The organism is Candidatus Bathyarchaeia archaeon (assembly GCA_038883335.1).
Lineage (GTDB): Archaea > Thermoproteota > Bathyarchaeia > Hecatellales > Hecatellaceae > JAVZMI01.
In genome coordinates this window covers 180,933-207,050 of sequence record JAVZMI010000001.1, presented here as the reverse complement: position 1 = coordinate 207,050, position 26,118 = coordinate 180,933, and the positions used below count along the sequence as shown (strand labels likewise).

Genomic DNA, 26,118 nt, shown 5'->3' with positions numbered 1-26,118 from the left:
TGTGAACAGCACTAAAAAAATTGACGGGGCACTTACCGTCAAGTCTATATGCAGCGCTTCCATTAATATTGATGGAGGGGGGCTGTTGGGTAAAGTTAAATTGTATATGGGACCGCCAACTAAGGGTGACTCCGGTATAGCTAGGTTGAGCACTAAAGCCATAGCCGAGTTGAAGGCAAAAGAAGGAGATATGGTTGAGATACGTCAAGGCATTTTCTCTATGGGGGGCCTCCTGCCTACTTTCAGGATCGCTAAGGCGCTACCTGAAGATGAAGGGAAGAACATAGTCAGGGTTGGGGAAGAAGACTTTAAGAAGTCTAAATTCAAAGTCGACCAGAAAGCCACAGTGTCAACTCTATAACAAACATCCTCCTTTTTTTTATAAAATGCCCCGATTCGGTAAGCTGTGGCGTAAACTATATTTATCTAAGACTAGTTCTCTTAAAACTAACCATTGCGTAGCTAAAGAGATAACTGTTGGTGTTGAGATATGAAAGTCAAGTGCATTGAATGCGATTGTGAGTTTGATGCGCCAAAGGATGTGATAAAGGGCGAAGTTCTAACTTGTCCAGACTGCGGCTTAGAGTTGGAAGTGGTCAACATAAACTCTGACCCCCTTGAAGTTAAGAAGGCACAAGTAGCGGGTGAAGACTGGGGAGAGTAACCTACGCCAAGCATAGGTTTAGTTTTCGACCAAATCCGCTGGGAAGAGAAAGCCATCCTAGAGACGGCTAAGAATAGAGGTGTAACTGTTAATCTAATTGACGCCAAAGATAGCACATTCCCTTTGATTGGGGACGAAGCAATCTATTGGGATGTGATCCTTCAACGGTGCGCCAGCTACTTTAGAAACCTCCACTCAACAGCCATACTGGAAAGCAGAGGATACACCGTAATCAATAATTTCCAAGTAAGTCTGGTCTGTGGAAACAAGCTCTTCACAACTCTCGCCTTACTGAAAGCTGGTGTCCCGACGCCGAGAACTCATGTGGCCTTTACATCCGAAGCTGCGCTTAAGGCTTTGGATGAAGTGGGCTATCCGGCAATCCTCAAACCAGTGGTGGGCAGCTGGGGCAGGTTTATCGTGCCTCTAAAGGATAGAGAGACAGCTAAAGCTGTCTTTGAAGAGAGGGAGTACATGTATCCCCTCTACCAAGTTTATTATATTCAGGAAGTAGTTGAGAGGCCTCCGAGAGATTTAAGGGTCTTTGTGGTTGGGGATGAGGTTGCCGCTGCGATTTACAGGTACTCCTTCGTAGATATGAAGACCAATATAGCAAAAGGTGGAAAGGCGGAGGAGTGTCGCGTAACAAACGAAATCAGAGAACTCGGAATCAAGGTTGCTAGGGCGGTTGGTGGGGGAATATTGGGTGTAGATATGATGGAGACGAAGGAGGGCCTTCTTGTCCACGAGGTCAACCCTACGGTAGAGTTTCAAGCTACAGTCTCAGCAACCAAGGTCGACATACCGGAGTACATAATTGGCTACTTGCTCGTGAAGGCTAGGAGGTAAAACGCTTAAATTTGTCGTTTAGTAATTACACTTTTTATAAGTATATGCTACCTAAAGCTGTCCACGGCAGAGTTCTCACGTTAGCTAAGTCTAGGATGTGGGTGATTTGCGAGTAGGGATAATTGGCGCTTCAGGTTACACGGGTGGCGAATTGCTGCGGTTGCTCTTATCTCACCCAAAGGTGGAGATTACTCAAGCTACCTCACGAGAGTATGCAGGCGAATATATCTTCAGGGTCCATCCTAATCTACGAGGCATGACCGGTTTACAATTCGACGAGCCAAACATATCTAAAACTGTGGAGAAATGTGATATTGTATTCACGGCTACGCCTCACGGTGTATCCTCTAAACTTGTTCCTAAATTGTTGGAAGCTGGCCTAAAAGTTATAGATCTTAGCGCGGACTTCAGGTTAAAGAACCCTAACGACTACCCCCTCTGGTATGGTTGGGTACACCCAAACCCTGAACTCCTCCAGAGGGCAGTATACGGGTTGCCCGAGTTACATAGAGAAGAGGTGAAGGGCGCGCAGCTTGTGGCTTGCCCTGGTTGCATGGCGGTCGCGACCACGTTGGCACTTGCTCCTGTTGTTAGGGCTGGTCTCGTGGATGAGGATAGAATTATCGCCGATGTCAAGGTAGGCTCTTCTGGCGGGGGAGTGAAGCCTAGCATGGCAACTCACCATGCTGAGAGGTTTGGTGTCATCCGTGCGTATAAGCCAGTCGGCCATAGGCACACAGCGGAGATTGAACAGGAACTTAGATTGATCTCTGGTCACGATGGTATTAGGGTCGCTATGTCTGCTCACGCGGTAAACATAGTTCGTGGAATTCTCTCTACAACTCACTCGTTCTTGGTTAAGGCTACAAACATGGCTGAACTTTGGAAGCTTTATAGGGGGCTTTACCAGAATGAACCCTTCGTTAGATTAGTAAGGGATCGAAAAGGGTTGTATAAGTACCCTGACCCAAAGATCGTAATAGGCTCGAACTATTGTGACGTTGGCTTCGAGCTTGACGGTCACACTAACCGCTTAGTGACAATTTCAGCCATAGATAACCTCGTTAAAGGAGCCGCTGGAACAGCAGTCCAAAACCTTAACATTATGCTGGATGTTGATGAAAGAACCGGTCTGCAGCAGCCGGGACTTCACCCTGCGTGATAACTATGCTGACGGTAGTTAAGATTGGGGGGAGCATCCTTCGGAAAGGTTTTCCTGCCAATTTATCTAGTGAACTAAGAGATGTTATGTGCGAGGGTAGGGTCATTCTTGTGCATGGTGGAGCAGCAATTGTAACCGAGATGGCTGAGAAACTTGGGAAGAAGCAGCAATTTATCCAGTCTCCTGACGGGATGAGGAGCAGGTATACTGATCTTGAAACCATGGAGGTCTATACGATGGTTATGGCTGGGAAGTTGAATAAACAGATAGTTGCCGCCCTAGCCAGCCGCGGCATCAAATCTATAGGGATCTCGGGTGTTGACGGGAACTTGTTGAAGGCTGAAAGGAAGAAGAGGTTGCTCATCCAAGATGAGCGGGGGAGGAAAGTGATCATAGATGGAGGCTACACCGGGAAGATCACCAAGGTCGAAAGTGACGTTCTAAAGGCTCTCCTAAGCTTTGGCTTCCTTCCAGTTATCGCACCTATCGCGGTGGGTGATGAGTTCGAGTTCTTAAACGTAGATAGTGATAGGGCAGCTGCATACATCGCGGGTGCTCTCGATGCGGATAAGCTTATATTTTTGACAGATGTGGAAGGGGTTATTCTTGATGGGGTTAAGGTGGATAGAATGACCGTCGAGGATGCAAAGATGAACCTCCAGCGGATAGGCCACGGTATGAAGAAGAAGGTCTACGCGGCTATGGAGGCACTGAGTATGGGGGTGAATGAGGTGGTAATCACCTCTGGGCTTCTGGAGAAGCCGATCTCCTCGAGTTTTAGACATGAGGTGGGGACCGTAATTGCCGTTAAGTAGGGAAGAAATTATCCAGATCGAGAACAGCCACCTAGTAAACTCGTATAACCGGAGAGGGATTGTGGCTGTCAGTGGCAAAGGTGCCGTCATCTGGGATCTCAATGGGAAGGAGTATATCGACTGTATGGCTGGTTATGGAACTTGCACGGTTGGTCACTCAAACGATAGGGTGATAAGGGCTATTCAGGAGCAAGCTAGAAAACTCCTCTCCTGCCACATCTCTCTCTATAATGATGCGCGGGCAGAGTTGATAGAAAAGATAATAGAAGTTGTACCAAAGGGGCTGAATCGAGTCTTCTTTTCTAATAGCGGCTCGGAGGCTGTGGAGGCCGCCATCAAGATGGCGAGGAGACATACTGGCAGGCGTGAAATAATCTCTACCATGCGGGCATACCACGGTAAGACTATGGGTGCCCTATCAGCTACTTGGGACTCAAAATACCGTGCACCCTTTATGCCTTTATTGCCTAACTTCAAATTTGTTCCCTACGGTCGAGCTGATCGGGTCAGGGAGGCCATAACCAATGACACAGCAGCAGTTATAGTGGAGCCAGTTCAAGGAGAAGGTGGAGTCTACGTTGCACCGGACGGTTATCTAAAAGAGCTCAGGGAGATCACCGAGGAGAAGGATGTTTTATTAATATTCGATGAAGTTCAGACCGGGTTTGGAAGAACTGGCAGATTCTTTGCTTGCGAACATTGGGGCGTCACCCCAGATCTGTTATGTTTGGCAAAGGCTGGAGGTAGTGGAATTCCGATCGGCATAACGGTGGGCACAGAGAGTGTCACTTCTTCTTTGAAAGTTGGCGAGCATACAAGCACCTTCGGAGGTAACCCCTTACAATGTGCTGCCGCCTCCGCCACTATAGATGTAATCAGAGAGGAGAGACTATGGGAGAAGGCTGAAACCCTCGGAAACCATTTTATGGAGTTACTTCGCGGACTAGTGGGCAAGTATAGAATCGCGAGGGAAGTTCGAGGGCTAGGGTTGATGATAGGTTTTGAGTTACGGTTCGATGTCATGGGTATAATCCGGAGGATGATGGAAGAGGGTGTCATAATTCTTGACGCTGGGGTGAATATTATCCGTTTCCTACCGCCATGTGTAATTACTCGGGAACAGCTCTCCACTGTGGCTGAGAAACTTGAACTTTGCTTGGCCGAGGAGGAGAATAAGCGGTTGGGCTGAGGATCCGCGAAGGTTTATCATGCGGTTCGCTGAGCGGAGTTCAAGAGCTATAGCGCATTAAATGAATAAGTCGCTATTTAGCGGCCTAATTAACTCCTTCGAGTTAGCCTTCTCGTCTGGTTTGAAAGCGTATCCTCGAATCAACGCAACCGGTATGCCTTCGGCGGCTTCACCTATGACTAATTCGGCTGCTGAGGCTAATTCATCAGCCACAGCAATCTGCTTTACCTTTAGTGTATATCCGAAAAGATCCTTCTCGCCTCTCCTATCCAAGAGAGGTCTTATCCCTGCCACTCCCACCGCTACATTAGTCTGACCTATCCTAAAAGCTCTGCCGAATGTGTCTGAGATTATTACAGCCACCTTTTTCCCTGTCAGCTTTCTTATTTGTTGCCTGATCCTCTCGGCACTCCTATCGGCGTCCTCTGGTAACGTCGTTACAGCATCTCCACCTGTAACGTTAGATATGTCGACGGCTGAGTTGGCGCATATCCATCCATGTTTAGTCTCAGTGATTAGGTGGGGTCCTCGGAGGCGAATTACCCTCCGCGCCTCTCTTAGGATGACCTCGGTGATTCTTGGATCTTTTCCGACTTGTTCGGCGATGATTTTCGCTTCAATTGAGGGTTTTATTTCGCTAAGCCTTATGATCGATCCTTCAGCTTTAGAAACCACGGTCTGTGCTATTACTAAGATGTCACCATCTTCAAAGGTCGAACCTTGCCTCTTAACAGCATCGCAGATCAGTGAGGGAAGGTCGTCTCCGGGTTGAATTAGAGGAATACCTGTGACACCGATAACCTCTATTTTAGGAGGTGATGGCATGGTTCCGTCTCCTTTCGTAGCCTTATGCCTAGCCTTGGGGCATTGTTGTCTACTCTTGGAGGCTCTCATAAAGTTTCTGAAGTTGACGCAAAATCTTATAAACCATTCCGTAATGATTAATGTGCAACTTTACCGCCAAAAATAACCACGATACAAATGCAAACCTCGTGATGTACGTTTGACACGGAAACGTGCAGTCCAAACAAAGGTAGGAGGCTTCTTTAAAAGCGGTTATGCCAGAAATGGATGGTGTAAGCTTTGAATAAAATTGAATTATGTAAAATTCCCAGCTACTTCGCCATCGTGATATTGGCGCCTTATGTGATCTCCACAGTACTAGGAGAGGTTAGCCTACCCCAACTCATATCGCTGACTGTATTTGTCAGTTTCATTGCAGGCTCTCTTTTCTATTGGCCGTTTAGAAACGGGTTTGCTCTGATAGGCATATCGCTTCTCCTCGCCCTTAGGGTCTTAGACATAGAACATTTGATTGAGTTTGCGAACTTGGACATAGTTCTCTTCCTTGTCGGTATGATGTCAGTGATAGCGTTCCTTGAGGAGAAGAAATTCTTCGACTGGCTGATCTCTATCATGATAAAGCCGTTCTCGAAGAGTCCTCCTATGCTGATATTTGTAATACTAATTCTCGCAACCATAATGGCGGCACTTGTGGACGAGGTAACATCGATACTATTTATGAGTGTAATAATGTTGAAAGTTCTATCCCAATATGGAATAGAAGGCAAAAAGACTATACCGTTTATCATATTCCTCGTATTCACGACTAATATAGGAAGCAGCGCTCTCCCAGTTGGAAACCCCGTGGGGGTTCTAATCGCCTTTCAAGCCGGTTTAACGATCAGCGACTTCATTAGATGGGTCTTTCCTCTAGCGATAATAAACAGCGTACTTACGGCAGTAATCGGTATGGTCTACTTGATGCGTGGAACAAAGCTTAGCAATCCAGGTCAAGTATTGGAGTTTGAAGAGGTTAAGATGAGCCGAGACCTCAAGGTCGCCCTATGCATATTCATCGGGGTGCTTGCTGGGCTGATACTTCACCACCAGATAGAAGAATACTTACATCTTGGGAAGAATATGATGTTGTTGGGGGTTCCTCTGCTTGGATCTGGTGCTGTTCTAATGATTAGTAGGGGACGCGCCCGTGAAATCATAGAAAAAGTTGACTGGTGGACGTTACTCTACTTCCTACTGCTCTTCGCGAGTGTAGGGACATTAAGGTTTACAGGTGTAACAGACCTAATCGCGCTCACAATCGCCAAATCAGTCAGCGGACTATTCGACACAATGCTACTAGTTGGGGGGGTCATCTCTGTTCTAACAGCCTTTATGGACAACGTGTTAGCTGTAGCCACATTAGCGCCAGTAGTTCAAGCCTTAGGCGACGTAGGCTTACCTATAGAGCCGATCTGGTGGATGATGCTAATCGGCGGAACCTACTGCGGCAATGCCACTGTAATCGGCTCTACGGCCAACATTGTGGTAGCAGGACTGATTGAGAAAAAGAAGATAGGCTCATTCTCCATGGTTGGGTGGATGATTTTGGGTGTGCCGATCTCCATACTGACGTTCTTCATAGCCTTCGCGCTCCTCTGGGTTCAGCTATAACCGCGCAACCTAAAACCATTACTTTATTACACGTTTTTTATGGAAGTTTTTTCCGCCGCCCCTACCATTTTATAAAATACGCGCCAATTGCATTCGATGAAAAACGTCAGCTATAAGACCCACATTGCCAGTGAACCTAATGTAAACTATAGTTCTTGGCTTAATCGGAATCATTTTATCCATGAGTGGCAGCCATGTATGGCCGAAGTTTTTCCAGCTTCTTGTATATCCTCCACTAAAGCTGAAACATTACAGTTTGTGGGTTTAGGTATAATCTTCCCGAGTCTATCCAAGTCTGATTCTATTGCATGGTCGTCGTCCAATACTTTTTTGCTAAAGTTTTGCTTTTCTATTTTGAAGTATTCTGTCTATTTTTCTGGACGATCCTCCTTATCTTTTCAAACTCTTCTATTCGCTTTGCCGTCGATTTAAACTTGAAGCTCAGCTCTTTAATTAACGGCAGGTGATAAAGTTTGAGGTGTTGGAAGTGCAATTCACGTCTCATTCACCTTAGTAACTCCTCAAGACATTACCTCTACTGCCAAAAATGTTTACGTGTAAGGAAATATCTCTCACCACCCCCAATTCGTCCCGAAAACTCAGGCAAAGTAGACGCACAAATAGCGCAAGATGTAACTTACACGCCAAGACTTTCGGGGTCAAAAAAGATCTCTCCCATTGTTGCCTCAACGCCAAGGCCCATCTTACCTTGATAAGCATTATATAGCAAGGTATGCTTCTGAACCAGATGCATACCATGATAACTGTTATATCTGGTGGGACGGGCTCGGCGAAATTTCTCGAGGGCGTTCGCGAGATACTTTGTGAAGAGGATCTCACAGTTATAGTCAACGTGGGAGATAACTTCGAGGTCTTCGGCCTTTACATCTGCCCAGATGTTGATACGGTAACATATATGTTTGCCGGGTTACTGGACGAGGAAAGGGGGTGGGGGCGAAGGGAAGACACGTTCAACGCTCTAGCTAATCTTTCTCGCTTGGGGGTGGAGACGTGGTTCAGGCTGGGCGACAAGGATCTGGCTCTTCACATCTATCGCACCTTTCACAGGCGAGCTGGTCGTGGTCTCGCTGAAGTTACCCAGCGCATCTCGGCGTTGCTTGGAGTTAGGGCAAAGATACTGCCTGCATCTGACTCTCCTGTGGAGACGAGAATTCTAACTGATAATGGGTTGTTACATTTTCAGGAGTTTTGGGTTAAGCGGGAGGCGAGAGATAGAGTTTTAGGTGTGGTGTATGTAGGAGCTGAGCAAGCCTCACCCGCCCCCGGCGTAGTAGAGGCTATAGAGAAGGCTGATGGTATAATTATAGCGCCTGCCAACCCTGTAACAAGCATAGGCCCGATTCTGGCCATACCTGGCATAAAAGACGCGTTAGTAAAGACCAGCGCGAAGAAGGTTGCGGTATCTCCAATAGTGGGAGGAAGACCGTTTAGTGGGCCTGCGGGGAAGCTTCTAGAAGGTATCGGGGTGGAAGTATCATCCTTTGGAGTCGCTTGGCTTTATCGAGACTTTTTAGATGCTATAGTGATTGACTTCGAGGATTCAGCCTTAAAAGGGCGCATAAATCAGCTGGGCGTGGAATGCATCCTGACCGACACGGCTATGGCGAGCAAGGATGGTAGAAAGAGGTTAGCAGCTAAGGTGGTTGAGATTTTGAAGAGACATTGAGAGATGGGGCTCTTCGGTATGGTTGTTGACGTCATTATACCTGTAAAAGGTTTGAGAAATATAAAGAGCCGTTTAGCTCCAATATTGGACGCCGATGGGAGGTGCAAACTTGGCTTAAACATGTTTATAGACGTGATGAACGCGGTGCAGCGTTCACGAGACATCAGGAGCATCCTTGTCGTATCTTCAGACCCAACAATCCATGAGCTTTCTAAAGATATGAACGCCGAGACTTTGATGGAGAAATCTGAGAGGGGCGTGAACACAGCTGTAGCAATTGCCACAAGCTATGCCAAGCATAGGGGCGCTACGGGCGCACTAATTTTACCCTCAGACATTCCACTTATAACACCACGGGACATAGATAGGATGATTAGCATGGCAGCAGATGAGCGGTCGATGGTTATAACCCCCTCTATACGCTATGATGGAACTAACGCGCTACTTCTTAAACCGCCCGACGTAATAAGAACCTGCTACGAAAATGAAAGCTATACTGCTCACATTCGAATGGCAAAAGAGAGAGGACTTAAACTATCTGTATACTTTTCTAAGAGGGTAATGCTCGACATAGATACCCCCGAAGATGTTGAAGAGTTCCTTAGAGTGGGAGGAGATACGTTTACACACCGTTTCCTCAGGAAGGAAATACCCTGCAATGGCTTCGTAAAAAAAATAAAATTCTAGAAGGGATCTCAGTGGCTAAGCCTTCGGATGACTTTTTGATTCTCGTCGTATATCGTGACCTCTAGAGGCATCTGTCCGGGTAAGGTGTGAGTGGCACATGCGAAGCAGGGGTCGTATGCTCTGAAAGCCATCTCGACTCTATTTAGGAGCCCCTCCGAGACTTTACCACCTTTAATCAGTCCTTGGGCAGCTTGCTTGATTGAGATGCAGATTGGCGCGTAATTGTTGGTCGTCCCTACAATTAGGTTTACCTTCTTGAGTACTCCTCTCTCATCGGTTACATAGTGGTGCGTTAGTGTCCCCCTAGGCGCCTCAACCTCACCCACACCTTCTGTCGGTGTCTCCTTTGGTATCTGCCTTACATTCGAATCGAGAATCTCTGGATCTTGGCTGAGTTCCAGTGTCCTCTCTGCAGCATACATCAACTCAACCAATCGGGCCCAATGTGTCGCTAGAGTATGGTGAACAGGCTTACCTCCCAGAGTCTCATACATTTTCTCATACTCAGCTTGCGCTAGAGGGGTAGCCATACCGTCTGCGGCGTTTAGACGTGAGAGCGGTGTCGCCCGGTAGACTCCACTACCCTTTCCGCCGACGAGCCCCTTCCACCCAACTTTCTTCAGGTAGGGGAATTTGAGGTATGACCACGGCTCAACATGCTCCGCTATGTGTTCCATATAATCTGCGGGGGGGTATTTTGCGAACTCTTTACCGTCAGGGTCGACGACTCTGATCATCCCATCATAGAAGTTGACCTTATTGTTCTGATCAACTGTACCCATATAATAAGTCCTTGTGGTATAGGCGTCGCTAAAAATCATGTCGACATAGTCTTTATTTTTGAGGACGACATCCTCGAAGAGTTTCAAGCTGAACTTACCGAACTCAACCATCTCTTTAGCCATAGCCTCTATCTTCACTTGCTCATCCTTGCTTAGAGGTTTACTCACACCTCCAGGTAATCCGTAGGTTGCGTGAACTTGCCTACCGCCAATCATCTGTATAATTTGATGCCCCATGAGGCGGTGTCTGATTACTGAGAGCCCTATCTCCTTCCCAACCTTCGCTATGAGACCTAGGACATTCCTCTCAGCTGGAGATGCTTCTGGGCCGACAACGAAATCCGCACCTGCAAGTATGTAGAAATGAGTTATCTTGTCAGCAAACTGGAAGGCACTGTATAGTAGCTCCCTTATCTTCTTAGCCGCGCTCGGCGGCTCTACGTGGAAGACCGCATCAAGAGTTTTAGTCGAAGCCATGCTATGGGCTTCTGGGCAGACTCCGCATATCCGCGAGGTGAGGTCAGGCATCTCTTCGACGCGGCGGCCCTCACAGAACTTCTCGAAGCCTCTCAGCTCCGGTACCTGGAAGTAGGCATTCGCGACATTACCTTCACTATCTAAGAAGATACTTATCTTACCATGCCCTTCAAGCCTTGTTATAGGGTCTATCGTTATTGTCTTCATTTCTTAGCCTCCTTTAAAAGTGAATTCGCGAAACCGAACATATAGAAGGTTCCAACCGGGTCAACTACCTTGTCGACGGCTTCTTTCATCTCATCACTGCTTTCCGCCTCAAGTATCGATGCCAACGCAGAAAGCATCTTGGCACCCTGGTCTCTGACGCCGGGAGGGGGGCCATAGCATCCCCGACAGGGCATATTCGCTTTGACACATAAAGCGCCCCCACAGCCTCCCCTGGTGGCCGGCCCCATACAGAGGATGCCCTGCTCGAGGAGGCATTTCTCGCGGTCAGGGATAATCTCGTAGTTGCGGTAGATCTTCTTAATCTTCTTCCCCTCGCGTTTCCTTTCACACTCATCACAGAGAGTCTTATCTCTAGCTCCTATAACGGAACCTTTAGGTGGGAGATTGCCGCTCACAATAGCCTCAATAGCAGCCCACACTTGGTCACCTACCGGTGGGCATCCTGGAATCGAATAATCCACATCAACCGTTTGACCTAAAGTGCTGAGGCGACCTAAAAATTCTGGCAACTCAAGTGTACCCTCTGGGGCTTCTACCTTGGTTTTGGGGATTATTCCCCCTGGATTGTCAGTTGTGGGTGTTTCGTGGTAGACACGGTTAAATATCTCTTCACGCTTGTGCAGGTTTGCTAGACCTGGGATGCAGCCTTCCATAGCACAGGAGCCAAAAGCTACCAGAAGTTTAGACTTGGCTCTAAGAAGTTCAGCTATATGACGGTGCTCTGAGGTTCGGATGCCACCGTTAAAGAAGCAGACATCAATAGTTTTGTCGGGCATTTTTTCCACATCCGCATACTTGAAGTCCAGTGCCGCAGGCCAGAAGACTATATCCGCTATCTCCGCTACTGTAAGTATTTTCTCGCCTATCTCCAACACGGAGATTTCACACCCACCACAGCTTGCAGCCCAATAGAATGCAAGTTTTAATTTAGGCATCTGCATCGATCACCATATTTGTTAGTTAGCTAAAGTAGCAGCGACATAATATATATAATTTTTACGGTTATCTACTAATCCACTTATTATATAGTATCCTCTGGATGCTAGCCGCATTTTTTAGTGAATATATACCGATCTATTGCCGCAGCAGCTTTCTTCCCGGCACCCATTGCCAAGATGACGGTAGCTGCTCCGCTAGTTATGTCACCCCCAGCAAATACGCCCTCTTTCAGAGTTAGCCCCTCCTCGTTAACTATTATCGTGCCCTCTTCAGTAGTTTGAAGACCTGGCGTAGCTTTTGGAACTAGCGGATTCGGGCTCTGACCTATTGCAACTATCACCGTATCTACATCCATTGTGAACTCTGAACCTTTGACTGGGATGGGTCTTCTCCTGCCAGAGGCGTCAGGTTCACCTAGCTCCATCCGGACGCACTCCACCTGTCTAACCCAGCCCTTCTCGTCACCTATGTAACGCGTCGGAGCAACGAGCAGCTTAAATATGACACCTTCTTCTTTAGCGTGCTCTATTTCCTCAATGCGGGCAGGCATCTCTTTCTCTGTTCTCCTGTATAATATGTAGGACTCTTCAGCGCCCATCCTTAAGGCTGTTCTTGCGCAGTCCATAGCTACGTTTCCGCCGCCAATAGTTGCAACCTTCTTGCCGACGCGGATAGGCGTGTCATATTCGGGAAAATTATAGGCACGCATAAGGTTGATCCTTGTAAGGAATTCATTCGCAGAATATACCCCGCTCAGGTTCTCGCCTGGAATGTTCATCCAGTTGGGCAACCCTGCACCAGTTCCGATGAACACGGCATCGAACTCTTCAAGCAGATCGTCGATGGTAATAGTCTTCCCGATCACAATGTCTGTTTTAATATCCACTCCCAGAGACCTGACGTAATCAACTTCAGCTCTAACGATCTTCTTCGGTAACCTGAACTCTGGAATCCCATACATTAATACTCCTCCAGCCTCATGAAGGGCTTCAAAAATGGTGACTTTATAGCCCATTCTAGCTAGATCAGCCGCAGCCGTAAGCCCAGCTGGCCCTGACCCAACAACCGCCACTCTCCCATCCTTTGAGACAGGCTTTTCTGGAACGTTGAGTCCTCTCTCCCTTTCATAGTCTGCGGCAAACCTCTCAAGTCTCCCAATAGCCACCGGCTCAAATTTCACACCCATGACGCACATTTTCTCACACTGATCCTCATAAGGGCAGACTCTACCACAGATTGCGGGCAGATTGTTCTTCTTTTTTATTATGTGAATAGCTCCTTCGATGTTTCCTTCCTTGATCTGCTTCACGAAGGCTGGTATGTCTATGCCAACAGGACAGCCGTCTACACAGATCTTTCTACCCTTCTGAGGCTTACATTCTAGGCATCTCTTTGCTTCAGCTATAGCTGTATCTAGACTATAGCCCAACGGCACCTCATCAAAATTTTTAACCCTTTGCTTTGGGTCTTGTTCGGGCATAGGATGCTTGTTTCTTATAATTTGCGGCACTTTGAAGTAGCCTCCTCATAGTTTCTAAGCGATAAAGCTTCCTCCTCAACGTATCTCCTATTTCTGGCTATGAGATGGTCAAAGTCAACTAGGTGAGCATCGAACTCTGGGCCGTCTACGCATGCAAACTTCGTCTCGCCGCCAACAATTACCCTACAACTACCGCACATACCGGTTCCATCAACCATTATAGGATTCAAACTTGCGACGGTTCTTATCCCATAAGGCCTCGTGAGGTTGGCTATTACCTTCATCATTATTGGAGGCCCGACTGTGATTACTCGGTCTATGTGTTTATTTGTGTTAATTAATGTCTGCAGTATATCACTCACAAAACCACGGTGCCCCTTCGAGCCGTCGTCGGTGGCTATGTAGAACTCGTCACTAAATTTTCTTATCTCTTCCTCGAATATCAGCAGATTCTTAGATCTCGCTCCTATTATAGAAACAACTCTATTGCCTGCTGCCTTTAAGGCCCTAACTTCAGGGTAGATGCAAGCTATGCCTACACCTCCACCTACGCAGACGGTGGTCCCATAATTTTCAATCTCAGCTGGTTTGCCAAGAGGGCCCACAAAATTTAAAACGTGATCACCCTCCTTCATAGCGCCTAATTGTCTCGTAGTCTTACCAACTTCTAAGATGACGATTGTAACTGTCCCCTTCTCTCGCGACCAGTCTGCAATAGTGAATGGCACCCTCTCCCCCTTCTCATCAATTCTCAAAATTATGAACTGCCCAGCCTTAGCCTTATTTGCCACCAAGGGAGCGGAAATCTCAAACAGCTTCACAGTTGGAGCTAACTCCCTCTTCGCTACTATTTTATACATGTCTACTCTCACCGCTTACTGTCGTAAGAGTTTTAAGTTCTTAAGTGCCGATCTATACTTCAACGGCAATTAGCTTCAAGAAGATTTGTCGCAGTAAAAAAGTCTTCGCATTTGTTCCATAAATTTGATGTATCTCCTTAAGAGAAAGTTATTATTAACGAATTCTACCACTCGAAGCATACACTTTGGATGTGATGGCTGGTGAGAATAGGGATCATAACTAGGAATGAGAACTCTTGGTGTTCAAGGAGGATCATAGAAGCCTTCCAGGCGAGGGGGGTATCAACATTCAGCTTCAGTCTTCCAGAAGTTGTGGCTGGGGTGGGGTCAAAACCTGAGGTTGGGGTTAAGGGGGTTGATCTCCGCACCCTAGATGGAGTACTCGTCAGACCTATAGGGCCTGGGTCTCTAGACGAAATAATCTTTAGAGTCGACCTTCTCCACCGGCTCGCAAGGTTAGGGGTTCCGGTGACTAATAATCCCTCAGCCATTGAGAGAGCTGCAGACAAATACTTCACCTTAACACTCCTTGAGGATGCAGGCATCCCGGTGCCTAGAACTATAGTTACCGAGAATGTGAGGGAGGCATTAGCCGCGTTCGACAGGCTGAATGGAGAGGCTGTTTTTAAACCGATCTTCGGCTCTAGGGGGCTGGGCATAACCAAGATAGAGGACAGAGAGATCGCAGCTAGGATTTGTAGGCTCTTGAACTATAATCATGCAGTTCTCTATCTCCAAGAGTACATCGACCATGGCAACAGTGACATACGCAGCTTAGTAATAGCTGGTGAGGTTGTAGCTTCTATAATCCGTAGGTCAGCTAGTTGGAAAACGAATGTAAGCCAAGGCGCCATACCTATTCCTTACAACCCGAGCAGTGAAGTAAAGGATCTAGCTGTAAAGGCGGCAAACACTATTGGCTGCGAGATCGCTGGTGTAGACTTAATGGAAGGCGAGGATGGTCTCTTGGTTCATGAGATAAACAGCCAGCCAGGCTTCCAGGGGCTCCAGACTGCGACGGGAATAGATGTGGCGGGTAAAATGGCGGACTATGTGATACAAAAAGCTAGAAGGTAACTTCAGAAGGGGAGAGAATGCTAATTGTCGACGTCGTGAAGCTCAGTGTAGGTTTAACTTTTCTAATGTGGGCTTCCTACCACGATTTGAAGGCGAGAGAGGTTCCCAATACTGTTTGGTCGGTCTTCTTGCCCACCGCCGCAGGCTTAACGGTCTTCGAATCTTACACCTTGGGCTCCCCTACAGAGATAAACCTACTAAAGCTTGCCTCAGCCGGTGCCTCTATCGGGTTATTCGTTGCCATTTCTTATCTAGGCTTCTATGGTGGGGCAGATTCGAAGGCGTTGACTGGGTTGGCTCTCCTGTTTCCACTGCCGCCGGCGTCACTAAATCCACCTCTCGGGTATGTGATTATTGTCTTTCCACTAGTGATCTTCTTTAACTCGCTCCTGATATCCTTGGCTGCAATACCCTACGTAGTATTCTCAAACCTGAGGTGGAGACATAAGACTAGCATCGGTCTATTTGATGGTTACCGAAAAGAATCCCTCCTTCGCAAAGCTGCCGCTATAGCGTTATGTAAGAAGATACGCTCAGTTGAGGTGAAACCATACGATATGTTGGCTGAGGAGCCTCATTCAGACTCGTGTGACTCCCAAAGGAAGTTAGTTCTTTTTCGAAGGGTCGATGAAAGTTATCAGCTTCCAAGGGCTGAAGAAATACCCCAATACGTCTTCGTGAGCGCCGCCCTACCCATGTTAGTCTTCATAACTCTGGGCTTCCTCACATCCTTAATCTTCGGCGACATCCTCTTCTGGCTTATAACCCTCCTTGCCAGAGTTATTTAGACTGTTAAGATAGTAGGTGTCTCCTAAATTTGACAGCAACTCAAGAAGGGCATTTTTTCTGCTAGGACAAGCGTCAACCGAGGAGGGTTGAATTATATTCATCTTGGAATTGGTTATCGATCGGTTTTATGAGCATTGCTTTTTAGGCAGCCTCATTAACCATTAAAAAGGGGTTCCCGCCTTGGATATTTTTCGCCACATCTACTCCATTTAAGTTACCATCCTTAACAGACTTCTCCGTTAGACTCCTCCCACAAGGCGGCCCCCAAAATTATTGCGCGAATATCCGCCTGGCGCATTGCAGTCAGGGTTATGTCTTACATTACCGCACCTCTCTTTCAACTCTCCAATACGAAATGCTCTCCAATACGAAATGAGTTCATTGTTAGATAGCCTCTGGCAGAACCATTTATGGTAATGTTTAAATATAGGGTAGAGACCCATTCTGGGTTTGAAGGAGGGCAGTGAAGTCGTGACGGGTGATTGCGTTTTCAGGAGGCTTAGCGTTTACTACGCCCTCTATGTGTCGGTATGTTAATTACCTGGCACGAAACGTTTTAGGCTCAGCCTATAAGCCACTTTTTTGCTCGGTCTACGAGAGTCTACCTTCAGCGGCGGGCCAGCGGAGGTGTAACCTGTGAGCGCTCAGACTATTGTTGTTAAGTTTGGAGGATCATGCCTCTCAACACCAGCCAGCTTAGTAGCCGCCGCACAAAAAGTTGCAGTAGAGGTGAGAAAAGGTAGGCGGGTGATAGTAGTTGTCTCCGCGTTGGCTGGGGTTACTGACAGCCTGCTAGATGCGGCAATGAAATCTACCTCCAAAAAGATATCTCCTGGAGACCTGGACGCTATTCTCTCAATGGGAGAGAGGACTGTAGTGCCGCTGATGGTGAGTGCTCTAAAAGCACAAGGTCTCGAGGCTATAGGCATCGACCCAGAGTCAGATATATGGCCTATTCTAACCGACTCGACATTTGGAAATGCTAAAGTGAAGATGGAGGAGACTCAGGTAGTTGTCCAAAGGATGCTAAAGCCGCTATTGGAACGTGGTTGCGTACCCGTTGTTCCCGGCTTCGTTGGCCGCTCACCGGAGGGCAAAGTGACAACTTTAGGGCGTGGAGGAAGCGATATAACAGCTGTAGTTCTAGGCAGTTGTGTGGGGGCGGACGAAGTTGTCTTCGTTAAGGATGTAGGCGGTGTGCTTTCAGCTGACCCTAAGAGGGTTAATGGCGCTAAGAAGATTGACGCTTTGGATGTGGAAGAGATCTTTAGCTTAACTCTAGCTGGCGCCAAAATCCTAAACCCGAAAGCTCTAACCTACAAGAGGAATTCACTCACTCTCCGCGTAGTTGGCTTTAGCGACGCCGACCTTTCTGGGGGGACTGTCATAACTGGTGAGTTGGAGAGCGATATCAGCGCCGAACTCCACGGTGCTCAAATATCGATGATTACTCTCGTCGGTCAGGGTGTTTCCACCTCAACAACCGCCCTCAAAGTGGTATCGGAGGCAGTCTCCTCAGGCTATAAGGTACTCGGGGTGACGATGACTCCTTCCTCGATACTCCTATACGTTGAGAACCCTCACACCTTAGTCGAGCATCTTCATGGTATGATCCAGGACCATGGAGTGGCTAAAGCGATCCATAGTTTTGACTCACTTGCAATGGTTGTGGTTTCTGGACGAGAGTTAGAGAGGATCCCTGGCATAGTTAATCTCGTCGTAGGTCCCTTGGCGAGGAACAACATCAACATTTATGGCATTATGACTATAAGTTCGTCTGTAAGGGTTTTTGTCCCATGGGAGAGCAGGGAGCAAGTACTAGCATTGATCAATAGGAGTCTTGAAGAGTTTAAAGCCTCAAAAGGTGAAGTTGAATGTCCAAGTTAAAGGCAGCAGTTCTAGGAGCAACAGGCATGGTTGGACAGAAGTTCGTCCAACTCTTAGAGGGGCACCCGTGGTTTGAGCTGACCGCCGTGGCGGCTTCAGAGAGATCCCAGAGTAAGATTTACTCGGAGGCCGCCAGATGGGTCTTGGGAGGTGTAATACCGCCTGAAGCTGCTGAACTCGAAGTTAAACCTGTGACTCCAGAAGCTTTGAAAGGAGTGGACATGGTCTTCTCAGCGCTCCCAGCTGATATCGCGAGTAAGGTGGAGGAAGATTTCGCCCGGGAAGGCTTTATCGTTTTAAGTAACGCCAGTGCCCACCGCATGGATGTAGATGTCCCCTTGATGAACCCAGAGGTCAACTCAGATCATGCCGCATTGTTGGAGGAGCAACGCCGCAGGAGAAAGTGGGATGGAGCAATCGTGACAAACCCAAACTGTACCACAGCGATTCTGACTTTATCGTTGAAGCCTATCTTTGACCATTTTGGTATCTCTAGTTTAGTTGTCTCTACCATGCAGGCGATCTCTGGTGCAGGATACCCTGGAGTTGTAGCCATGGATATAGTGGATAACATTATTCCCTTCATCAAAGAGGAGGAGGAGAAGGTGGAGAGGGAGTGCTTAAAAATCCTCGGCTCCTCTGGGAGGGCTGCAAGCTTCAAGGTTTCAGCCAGCTGCCACCGTGTAGCAGTGTTAGACGGTCATACAGAGGCAGTATTCGTCGAGACAGAGAGACCGATCGACCCTGAGGATGCCGCTACGGTAATGAGGGAGTTCAAAGGGGAACCTCAAAGGCTTAGGCTCCCCTCCGCACCAGAGCAGCCGATCGTAGTTCGCACTGAAGTTGATAGACCTCAACCTCGATTAGATCGCATGGCCGGCAAAGGAATGTCTGTTGTTGTCGGGCGGATAAGGAGAAATTTTTGCGGTGTTAAATATGTGGTTTCAGGTCATAATGTAATTCGTGGGGCTGCTGGGTGTTCCATTCTTAATGCCGAGATCCTTAAAGCTAAAGGTTACCTGTAAGGGTGATGTTTTGTGAGTGTAGGAAAAGAGAGACGGCTGCGGAGGATACTCAGAGAAGACAGACGGGCGGTAATCGTTCCGATGGACCACGGTGTCTCATCAGGGCCAATTCAGGGAATCGAGGATATGCAGAAAATTGTAGACAAGTTGCGCGCTGGGCGAGCTGACGCGATCATAATCCACCGAGGGATAGCTAGGAGGGTGGATATAGGTGGGTTGGGTCTCATAGTTCACCTCTCCGCCAGTACAAGCATTGGGGTCGAGCCTACTTGGAAGGTAAAAGTTTGCAGTGTGGAGGAGGCATTACGCTTAGGAGCTGATGCCGTCTCGATCCATGTTAATGTAGGCTCAACGCATGAGGCTGAGATGCTCTCAAAGATGGGTGAAGTGTCTGACTGCTGCGAGAGGTTTGGGGTGCCGCTTCTAGCAATGATGTATCCTAGGGGTCCTAACATAAAAGATGAGCACGACCCCAAACTTGTTCGGCATGTGGCACGATTAGGCGCTGAGTTAGGGGCAGACCTCATTAAAGTACCTTACACTGGTAGCTTGGAGAGCTTTAGAGAGGTCGTGGAGAGCTGTCCTGCGCCTGTTATCATCGCCGGGGGCCCGAAGGCTAGGACGGATAGGGAGGTTTTAGAGATGGTCTACGACTCCATTCAGGTAGGAGGCGCGGGTGTGTCTATTGGTAGAAACATATTCCAGCACGCAGACCCTGCAGCTATGGTGAGAGCTCTATCGGCTATTGTCCATAAGAGGGCGACGGTGGAAGAAGCTTTAAAGATTATTGGTGGTGCTCCGTGAAGGAGCTTTGGGTAGAGGTCAGCAGCTCTTTGCCAGAGCCTTTAAGGGGGGCTGTCCTGAAGGCTGCTCACGAAGTATCCGGAACGGTTTTGGTGGGTGAGGATCTTTTCAAGTCTGCAAAAGACCTAGGGTTGAGGGTCGTATCCAAGGCTGGTGGAGAAATTCAGCTCCTAGAACGCGTCGATGAGACTCATACCATGGTGGGTAAGAAGGCTTTGCCCCTTACTTGCATCCGGGTTAGCGTCCGAGGGAAGGGGGATGAAGCTGATGTTGTAAAGGCGGCTGAGGAAGGAGTTGACTATATAATAATTAGTTGTCCTGACTGGAAGGTAATCCCCCTAGAGAATTTGATAGCTAAGATCCACGGCAGAAGCAAACTTCTAGCTGAAGTTTCAAGCGCATCGGAAGCTAAGGTTGCATTAGAAACTCTTGAGCTTGGAGCCGACGGCGTAGTCCTAAAGACAGCCGACCCTAAGGAGGTATACGCCGTAGGTACACTCATGGCTGAGATGAAGTTATCCGGTGAAGGCGCGAAGTTGCAGCTCATACCAGCTAAGATCCTCCAAGTAAAGCAGTTAGGTCTAGGAGCGAGGGTTTGTGTTGATACCTGTGAATTAATGCAGCCTGGAGAAGGAATGCTTTTAGGCTGCCAGTCCTCAGGTCTCTTTCTAGTTCAAGCAGAGGTTCAGGAGAACCCTCACGTCGAGCCAAGACCCTTCAGAGTGAATGCTGGGCCGGTATCCCTCTACACGCTGTCTCCTAGCGGCCAAACCCGTTACCTCTCAGAGTTGAAGGCTGGAGACGAGGTTCTAATCTCCGACAGGGAAGGTAACACCCGCCCTGCGGTCGTAGGACGTATAAAAATTGAGAGGCGCCCCATGATATTGGTGGAAGCGGAGGCTGAGGGTAAAAGATTTAAGACAATCGTCCAGAACGCTGAGACAATTCGCCTTGTAACGGCTGATGGCTCTATCTCAGTCTCAGAGTTGAAGGCTGGGAATGAGGTTTTGATCTACCACAAACCTGGCGGGAGACATTTTGGGGTCCTTGTGAGAGAGGAGACCGTGATTGAGCGGTGAACATCAAGATTTGCGGAGTGATCACGGCCAGAACACCAAACGAACTGAAGAATATGCTTCTTAAGGCTGAGCGGCTTAAAGTCGACCTTGCTGAGATAAGGATTGATTATTGGAAGAGAGAGATGAACTCTCAAGGAGTCCGTAAACTGAGTGCTCTGCCCTTAATCGCCACCGTTAGGCCTATTTGGGAGGGTGGAGTCTTTGACAGAGGGGAGGAGGAGAGGAAATTTCTACTACTCTCCGCAGCCGACGCAGGCTTCGACTATGTAGATATAGAGTTAAGGACTGAAGGATTAAACAAGATGGTAGAGGAGGTGCGGCGTGCTGGTTCAAAACCCATTGTATCATCTCACAACTTCAACTTCACACCTGATGCGGATGAGCTTTACAGAATATTTCTGGAAGAGCTGAAGGTTGGCGCTGAGATCTGTAAGATTGTGACCATGGCGAAGTCATTTAGAGATAACATCACTTGCTTCAAATCTTTGGAGAAGATGACTGCAACTGGGCGATCTATATGCTTCTGCATGGGGCGATATGGCACCCCCTCGAGAATATTAGCCCCTTTATTTGACTCGGCATTTACATATGCATCCATTCAACATGGAAAAGAGTCGGCGCCAGGACAACTTACGGTGGAGGAACTTCGGGCGGCGTATAGAATCATGGGGGTTTAAGATGGAGGTCAATGGGAGGACGAGACTCTACTGCATAATAGGCGACCCAGTCGAGCACTCCCTCAGCCCCGTCATGCATAACACTGCATTCAAAAGCCTTGGTTTAAACTGCATATATGTTGCCTTCAAAGTTGATGCTAAGGCTCTGGGAGAGGCTATCACCGGTCTTAAGGCATTGGGGGTCGAAGGCTTCAATGTTACAATCCCCCATAAAATAAATGTGATGCGCTACCTCGACGAGATCGACTCTACCGCCAGGGAGATTGGCGCCGTTAATACCGTGAAATACTCGGGAGGAAGGCTGTATGGCTATAATACAGACGGTGCCGGCGTCCTTTCAGCGCTGGAAGAGGCGAAGGTAGATCTTCATGGGAAGAGGGTTGCGTTAATAGGGGCAGGTGGTGCTGCCCGGGCTATAGCTTTCGCCTTGGCATCAAGAGTGGAGGAGATCTCCATCATCAACCGAACTGCGGGTAAAGGGATCGAGTTGGCTGAGGCGCTAAAGAAGCATTTCGGTATAACTGTAAGGGCCAAGGGGTTGGACCGTGCAGTGTTGAAAAAAGAACTTGCTGAAGCTGACATCCTCATAAACGCGACATCCATCGGTATGCACCCACATTTAGGATCTCCGGTGGACTCAGACCTCCTCAGGCCTGGCATTGTGGTCTTTGACATAGTCTACACACCACTAGAGACGCGGCTGTTGAGAGACGCACGGTTAAAAGGTTTAAAGACGGTGGATGGGGTAGGGATGCTTGTCCATCAGGGCGCCAAGTCCTTGGAGATATGGCTTGGGGTGGGGCCTCCCATAGAACTCATGAGGAAGGCTGTGTTAGAAAGGTTGGTGAGAGTGTAAGGTGGCTGGATTCGGTGAGGCAGAAGCTCATGGAGCGGCGACAATAGTCAACGCGATAGCCACAGGGCGCGGAGCCGCATTCGGAGTCGCTCTCAAAACCACAGCCAGAGTAACACTTACAAACGAGGCGGGGATCGTTAGAGGGCGAATAATAGGTGACGAGGGAGAAAGCACAAAACTAATCGAGAGAGCAGTCTTACTTGTACTCGAACGTTTCGGTGGAGATAATAGATATGGCGCCTCAGTCGAGACCGAGTCATCCATCCCGATCGCGAGAGGCTTGAAAAGCAGCAGCACTGCCGCGAACGCCACCGTGCTGGCAACCGCGGCGGCTTTGGGTGAACTACTCGACGACCTAACGGCAGTGAACCTCAGCGTGGAGGCAGCTATCGAAGCCGGTGTGACCATAACAGGCGCTTTCGACGATGCCTGTGCCTCCTTCTTAGGGGGAGTCATAGTTACGGATAATCTCAGGCGTCAGATACTGAAGAGATACGAGTTTGATGATGAATATATAATACTCTTCCTAATCCCTCCGAAGAAAGCATACACCTCAGATGTCAATTTGAAGAGGGTCAGACTGATCGCTCCTCAAGTTGAGCTAGCCTTGAGAGAAGCTCTCCTCGGAAACTACTGGCATGCCCTGACATTGAATGGTCTCCTGCATGCTGCCGCCCTTGGATACGACCCTGGGCCAGCTATTGACGCCTTAGAGGCAGGTGCTTTGGCTTCAGGTCTGAGCGGTAAAGGCCCCGCCACTGTCGCTGTAGTTTTGGAAGAAAATGCGAACGCTGTTGCCGAAGCTTGGCGTCCATACGCAGGTCAGGTTGTACAAACCATGGTAAACCGGCGGAAAGCTTCGGTTGTGAGGATGGAATGATGCTTAACGTACTGATTGAGGGAGGAAGAAAGCTTAGAGGAGTCGTCGCAGCTCCCCCCTCAAAGAGCTATACTCATAGGGCAGTTATAGCTGCGGCTCTATCCTCTGGAGTCTCGACTTTGACAGATCCGCTCCGCTCCGAGGATACCCTAGCCACCGTGAACGCCTGCAGAGCTCTCGGGGTAGCCATAGATGAGACGGAAAACACACTCGTAATCCATGGTAGAACCGACTTGCAAGCTCCGAGATGCGAGATCGACTGTGGGGCTTCTGCCTCCACAATAAGGTTCATCACACCTGTAGCAGCTTTATCCACTGGAACGACTGTTTTGACCGGTCGAAAAAGTCTTCTGAATAGGCCCGTAGGGCCTTTGATAGATGCACTGCGCGACCTTGGGGTAGATTGTAGCTCGGTCAACGGTTTTCCGCCAGTCACGGTTCACGGCGGTGGTTTAAAAGGTGGCGCCACCTCACTCCCTGGGGATATAAGCTCCCAATTCTTGACAGGGCTCTTACTGGCTTGCCCTCTGGCCTCAGGAGACACGGAGATACGCCTGTTAGGTAGGCTTGAATCAAGACCATACGTAGCTCTAACATTAAGTGTGGTAAGTAAACATGGGATTAAAATTGATGTCTCACCGGATTACGCCAAATTTAAGATCTATGGCTGCCAAAAGTATACGCCTCATGATCATCGTGTCATAGGAGACTTCTCTTCAGCAGCCTTCATCCTTGCGGCTGCGTGTATCACGAACTCTCGAGTGAGAGTCGAGAACTTGGAGACGGAGCTAAAAGACCAGCCAGATATTCAAATATTAGATGCCCTCAGCAAGTTTGGAGTTGACTTGAAGGTGGAGAGAGATTCGGTTGAAGTTTTGGGTGGGCACTTGAAGGGAACTGATATCGATGTTAAAGATACCCCAGACTTAGTTCCAGTCTACGCCGCCTTAGGCTGCTTCGCAGAGGGTGAGACCAAGCTTCTCAACGCAGGGAGACTTCGACTGAAAGAGTCTAACCGCCTCGAGGCTCTAGCCTCTGAACTCGGTAAGATGGGAGCCAAGATCACAGCCACCAGTGACACCTTGGTTGTAAGTGGGCCTTCTAGGTTAAGGGGAGCCCGCGTGGACCCCCACGATGACCACAGGATAGCTATGTCCTGTGCGATAGCCGCCCTCGGCGCCCTAGGCGATGTCGCAATAACCGAAGCCGAATGTGTCAACAAGTCTTATCCAAACTTCTTCAGAGATTTAAAGAGTCTGGGAGGCAAGGTCAGATATGCCAGCTAACTCTATAGGTGAACGTTTCACCCTGACTCTCCTCGGTGAAAGCCACGGAGCATGTGTCGGAGCTATAGTGGATGGCTGCCCCCCAGGCTTGCCCCTTCAACCAGAGGATATCCAGAAGGAACTGGATAAAAGAAGACCGAGCCTCGAAGAGGCTTCAACGCGGAGACGAGAGGAGGATCACGTAGAGATTCTATCCGGAGTATTTAGAGGTTATACTACAGGCGCCCCCATATGTATGTTAGTCTGGAACAGAGACGTCCAGTCAGAGTTCTATGAAGAACTCAAAAGGAGACCTAGGCCAGGCCACGCCGACTATCCAGCCTATGTCAGATATGGCGGCTTCAATGATTATCGGGGTGGGGGGCGCTTCTCTGCTAGAGTAACCATCGGTTTCGTGATGGCTGGCGCCATAGCTAAGAAACTTCTGAAAACCATCGGAGTTGAAGTTCTTGCACATACTGTGGAGATCGGTGGGGTGGCTTTGACACATCCGCCCAGCCTCGACGAGATAAGATCTAAGGTTTACACAAACACAGTCAGATGTGCTAATGTTGAGGCGTCTAAACTAATGGAGGAAGCTATTCGTGGCGCACGGGCTGAAGGTGACAGCGTTGGTGGGATAGTTGAGTGCATGGCACTTAACCTACCAGCTGGTTTAGGTGACCCCATCTTCGCCTCACTCGATGCTGACTTGGCAAAGTTTCTCTTCTGTATACCGGCAGTTAAAGGTTTAGAGTTCGGGGCCGGCTTCAAAGCCGCACGTCTCCGAGGGTCGGATAACAATGACGAATATGCTGTGAGAGAAGGCAGAGTGGTAACGTTGACGAATAATTCTGGGGGAATCCTAGGTGGTCTCTCCACGGGGATGCCTTTGGTGGTTCGGGTAGCCTTCAAGCCTCCATCATCTATACCCAAGAGGCAGAGAACAGTCGATCTAGAAACCATGACGGATACAACGATAGAGGTGAAAGGGAGGCATGACGCCTGTGTGGTGCCGAGGGCTGTTCCAATTGTGGAGGCAGTTGTCGCTACAGTTCTAGTTGACCACATACTAAGGCAAGGTTTCATAAAGACTGTGGTGTCGTTATGATAGGGCTAGAGGTGAACCAGCTTAGGGAAAAGATCCGCCGGATAGATAGCGGTATACTAAGGCTTGCTAAAGCGAGATTAGAGCTGGTACGACAGATAGGAGAGAAAAAAAAGCTTCTGGGGCTCCCCATAACCGACCTCGCAGTAGAGAGAGAGGTAATAGAGCGGGCCACATCCTTAAGTGAAGCTATAGGGCTGAATAAGGAGCTGGCTCTGAAACTGGTTGGGCTCTTAGTCTGGGAGTCAGTCAGGATTCAAGGCGAAGTCATCCCAGATAGAGTATCCTACTTCTACGAAATCTCTGAGGAGGCTGGAAAGTTTGAGGCTAAAGGTGAGAAGGTAAGTAGACTTGACCATTCTGAACCGCGTTTCACTATACCTTCAAGGATGAGAGAG

Annotated in this window: 28 protein-coding genes; 21 read left to right on the top strand and 7 right to left on the bottom strand. The window is 48.5% G+C overall.

What is annotated here, in order from left to right; genetic code table 11:
* The 6 genes from QXJ75_01115 to QXJ75_01090 all read left to right on the top strand — a co-directional run.
* Positions 1 to 361 (top strand): hypothetical protein (locus QXJ75_01115; GenBank protein MEM3736680.1); only part of this gene is annotated, 361 nt, incomplete at its 5' end.
* 129 nt (positions 362 to 490) lie between these two features.
* Entirely contained in the window at positions 491 to 664 is a 174-nt protein-coding gene (locus QXJ75_01110) for a lysine biosynthesis protein LysW (GenBank protein ID MEM3736679.1), read from the top strand.
* A 12-nt stretch (positions 665 to 676) separates the two neighbouring features.
* Positions 677 to 1,513 (top strand): lysine biosynthesis protein LysX, encoded by an 837-nt coding sequence (lysX, locus tag QXJ75_01105; protein ID MEM3736678.1) that lies wholly within the window; start codon positions 677 to 679, stop codon positions 1,511 to 1,513.
* A gap of 106 nt (positions 1,514 to 1,619) precedes the next feature.
* Complete coding sequence (gene argC, locus QXJ75_01100) at positions 1,620 to 2,675, top strand: N-acetyl-gamma-glutamyl-phosphate reductase (GenBank protein MEM3736677.1); 1,056 nt, start codon at positions 1,620 to 1,622, stop codon at positions 2,673 to 2,675.
* A gap of 5 nt (positions 2,676 to 2,680) precedes the next feature.
* On the top strand, positions 2,681 to 3,490 hold the full coding sequence (locus QXJ75_01095; GenBank protein ID MEM3736676.1) for a [LysW]-aminoadipate/[LysW]-glutamate kinase: 810 nt from the start codon (positions 2,681 to 2,683) through the stop codon (positions 3,488 to 3,490).
* Entirely contained in the window at positions 3,477 to 4,679 is a 1,203-nt protein-coding gene (locus tag QXJ75_01090; GenBank protein MEM3736675.1) for an aspartate aminotransferase family protein, read from the top strand. Before QXJ75_01095 ends, QXJ75_01090 begins: the two co-directional genes overlap by 14 nt.
* 57 nt (positions 4,680 to 4,736) lie before the next feature.
* On the opposite strand, the gene cofE is transcribed toward QXJ75_01090, so the two are convergent.
* Positions 4,737 to 5,573, bottom strand: coding sequence for a coenzyme F420-0:L-glutamate ligase (gene cofE, locus QXJ75_01085; GenBank protein MEM3736674.1), 837 nt, complete (start codon positions 5,571 to 5,573; stop codon positions 4,737 to 4,739).
* Between the two features lie 189 nt (positions 5,574 to 5,762).
* Between cofE and QXJ75_01080 the strand changes: the two genes are divergently transcribed.
* Positions 5,763 to 7,133, top strand: coding sequence for an SLC13 family permease (locus QXJ75_01080; GenBank protein ID MEM3736673.1), 1,371 nt, complete (start codon positions 5,763 to 5,765; stop codon positions 7,131 to 7,133).
* Between the two features lie 170 nt (positions 7,134 to 7,303).
* Here QXJ75_01080 and QXJ75_01075 read toward each other — a convergent pair whose 3' ends face one another.
* A complete protein-coding gene (locus QXJ75_01075) occupies positions 7,304 to 7,456 on the bottom strand; it encodes a hypothetical protein (protein ID MEM3736672.1) in 153 nt (50 codons plus the stop codon).
* A gap of 26 nt (positions 7,457 to 7,482) precedes the next feature.
* Positions 7,483 to 7,638, bottom strand: a complete 156-nt coding sequence (locus QXJ75_01070; protein MEM3736671.1) for a hypothetical protein — start codon at positions 7,636 to 7,638, stop codon at positions 7,483 to 7,485.
* 252 nt (positions 7,639 to 7,890) lie between these two features.
* Here QXJ75_01070 and cofD point away from each other — a divergent pair, with 252 nt between their 5' ends.
* Both cofD and cofC read left to right on the top strand, forming a co-directional pair.
* A complete protein-coding gene (cofD, locus tag QXJ75_01065; GenBank protein MEM3736670.1) occupies positions 7,891 to 8,820 on the top strand; it encodes a 2-phospho-L-lactate transferase in 930 nt (309 codons plus the stop codon).
* 3 nt (positions 8,821 to 8,823) lie between these two features.
* Positions 8,824 to 9,507, top strand: a complete 684-nt coding sequence (gene cofC / locus QXJ75_01060) for a 2-phospho-L-lactate guanylyltransferase (GenBank protein ID MEM3736669.1) — start codon at positions 8,824 to 8,826, stop codon at positions 9,505 to 9,507.
* 8 nt (positions 9,508 to 9,515) lie between these two features.
* Here cofC and QXJ75_01055 read toward each other — a convergent pair whose 3' ends face one another.
* The 4 genes from QXJ75_01055 to QXJ75_01040 form a co-directional block, all read right to left on the bottom strand.
* A complete protein-coding gene (locus tag QXJ75_01055; GenBank protein ID MEM3736668.1) occupies positions 9,516 to 10,973 on the bottom strand; it encodes a Ni/Fe hydrogenase subunit alpha in 1,458 nt (485 codons plus the stop codon).
* Positions 10,970 to 11,929, bottom strand: a complete 960-nt coding sequence (locus QXJ75_01050; GenBank protein MEM3736667.1) for an oxidoreductase — start codon at positions 11,927 to 11,929, stop codon at positions 10,970 to 10,972. The genes QXJ75_01055 and QXJ75_01050 overlap by 4 nt, the downstream gene beginning before the upstream one ends.
* Positions 11,930 to 12,036: 107 nt before the next feature.
* The gene (gene gltA, locus QXJ75_01045) at positions 12,037 to 13,413 is read right to left on the bottom strand and encodes an NADPH-dependent glutamate synthase (protein ID MEM3736666.1); all 1,377 of its coding nucleotides are present in this window, start codon (positions 13,411 to 13,413) and stop codon (positions 12,037 to 12,039) included.
* Positions 13,414 to 13,427: 14 nt separating this feature from the next.
* Complete coding sequence (locus QXJ75_01040) at positions 13,428 to 14,273, bottom strand: sulfide/dihydroorotate dehydrogenase-like FAD/NAD-binding protein (GenBank protein MEM3736665.1); 846 nt, start codon at positions 14,271 to 14,273, stop codon at positions 13,428 to 13,430.
* 201 nt (positions 14,274 to 14,474) lie between these two features.
* Between QXJ75_01040 and QXJ75_01035 the strand changes: the two genes are divergently transcribed.
* The 12 genes from QXJ75_01035 to QXJ75_00980 all read left to right on the top strand — a co-directional run.
* Positions 14,475 to 15,350 carry a RimK family alpha-L-glutamate ligase gene (locus QXJ75_01035; GenBank protein MEM3736664.1) on the top strand — a complete coding sequence of 292 codons (876 nt, stop codon included), beginning with the start codon at positions 14,475 to 14,477 and terminating at the stop codon, positions 15,348 to 15,350.
* Positions 15,351 to 15,367: 17 nt separating this feature from the next.
* On the top strand, positions 15,368 to 16,138 hold the full coding sequence (locus QXJ75_01030) for a prepilin peptidase (protein MEM3736663.1): 771 nt from the start codon (positions 15,368 to 15,370) through the stop codon (positions 16,136 to 16,138).
* A gap of 637 nt (positions 16,139 to 16,775) precedes the next feature.
* Positions 16,776 to 18,026, top strand: coding sequence for an aspartate kinase (locus tag QXJ75_01025; protein ID MEM3736662.1), 1,251 nt, complete (start codon positions 16,776 to 16,778; stop codon positions 18,024 to 18,026).
* The gene (gene asd, locus QXJ75_01020; protein MEM3736661.1) at positions 18,014 to 19,051 is read left to right on the top strand and encodes an aspartate-semialdehyde dehydrogenase; all 1,038 of its coding nucleotides are present in this window, start codon (positions 18,014 to 18,016) and stop codon (positions 19,049 to 19,051) included. Before QXJ75_01025 ends, asd begins: the two co-directional genes overlap by 13 nt.
* Positions 19,052 to 19,063: 12 nt before the next feature.
* Positions 19,064 to 19,855 (top strand): 2-amino-3,7-dideoxy-D-threo-hept-6-ulosonate synthase, encoded by a 792-nt coding sequence (locus QXJ75_01015; GenBank protein MEM3736660.1) that lies wholly within the window; start codon positions 19,064 to 19,066, stop codon positions 19,853 to 19,855.
* Positions 19,852 to 20,934, top strand: a complete 1,083-nt coding sequence (locus QXJ75_01010; protein MEM3736659.1) for a 3-dehydroquinate synthase II — start codon at positions 19,852 to 19,854, stop codon at positions 20,932 to 20,934. Before QXJ75_01015 ends, QXJ75_01010 begins: the two co-directional genes overlap by 4 nt.
* Positions 20,931 to 21,611 (top strand): type I 3-dehydroquinate dehydratase, encoded by a 681-nt coding sequence (gene aroD, locus QXJ75_01005; GenBank protein MEM3736658.1) that lies wholly within the window; start codon positions 20,931 to 20,933, stop codon positions 21,609 to 21,611. The genes QXJ75_01010 and aroD overlap by 4 nt, the downstream gene beginning before the upstream one ends.
* 1 nt (position 21,612) lies before the next feature.
* Entirely contained in the window at positions 21,613 to 22,467 is an 855-nt protein-coding gene (locus QXJ75_01000) for a shikimate dehydrogenase (GenBank protein ID MEM3736657.1), read from the top strand.
* A 1-nt stretch (position 22,468) separates the two neighbouring features.
* Positions 22,469 to 23,347 carry a shikimate kinase gene (locus QXJ75_00995; GenBank protein MEM3736656.1) on the top strand — a complete coding sequence of 293 codons (879 nt, stop codon included), beginning with the start codon at positions 22,469 to 22,471 and terminating at the stop codon, positions 23,345 to 23,347.
* Complete coding sequence (aroA, locus tag QXJ75_00990; protein MEM3736655.1) at positions 23,347 to 24,633, top strand: 3-phosphoshikimate 1-carboxyvinyltransferase; 1,287 nt, start codon at positions 23,347 to 23,349, stop codon at positions 24,631 to 24,633. Before QXJ75_00995 ends, aroA begins: the two co-directional genes overlap by 1 nt.
* The gene (aroC, locus tag QXJ75_00985; GenBank protein MEM3736654.1) at positions 24,623 to 25,723 is read left to right on the top strand and encodes a chorismate synthase; all 1,101 of its coding nucleotides are present in this window, start codon (positions 24,623 to 24,625) and stop codon (positions 25,721 to 25,723) included. The genes aroA and aroC overlap by 11 nt, the downstream gene beginning before the upstream one ends.
* A partial coding sequence (locus tag QXJ75_00980) for a chorismate mutase (GenBank protein MEM3736653.1) occupies positions 25,720 to 26,118 on the top strand: 399 nt, incomplete at its 3' end. The genes aroC and QXJ75_00980, both read left to right, overlap by 4 nt.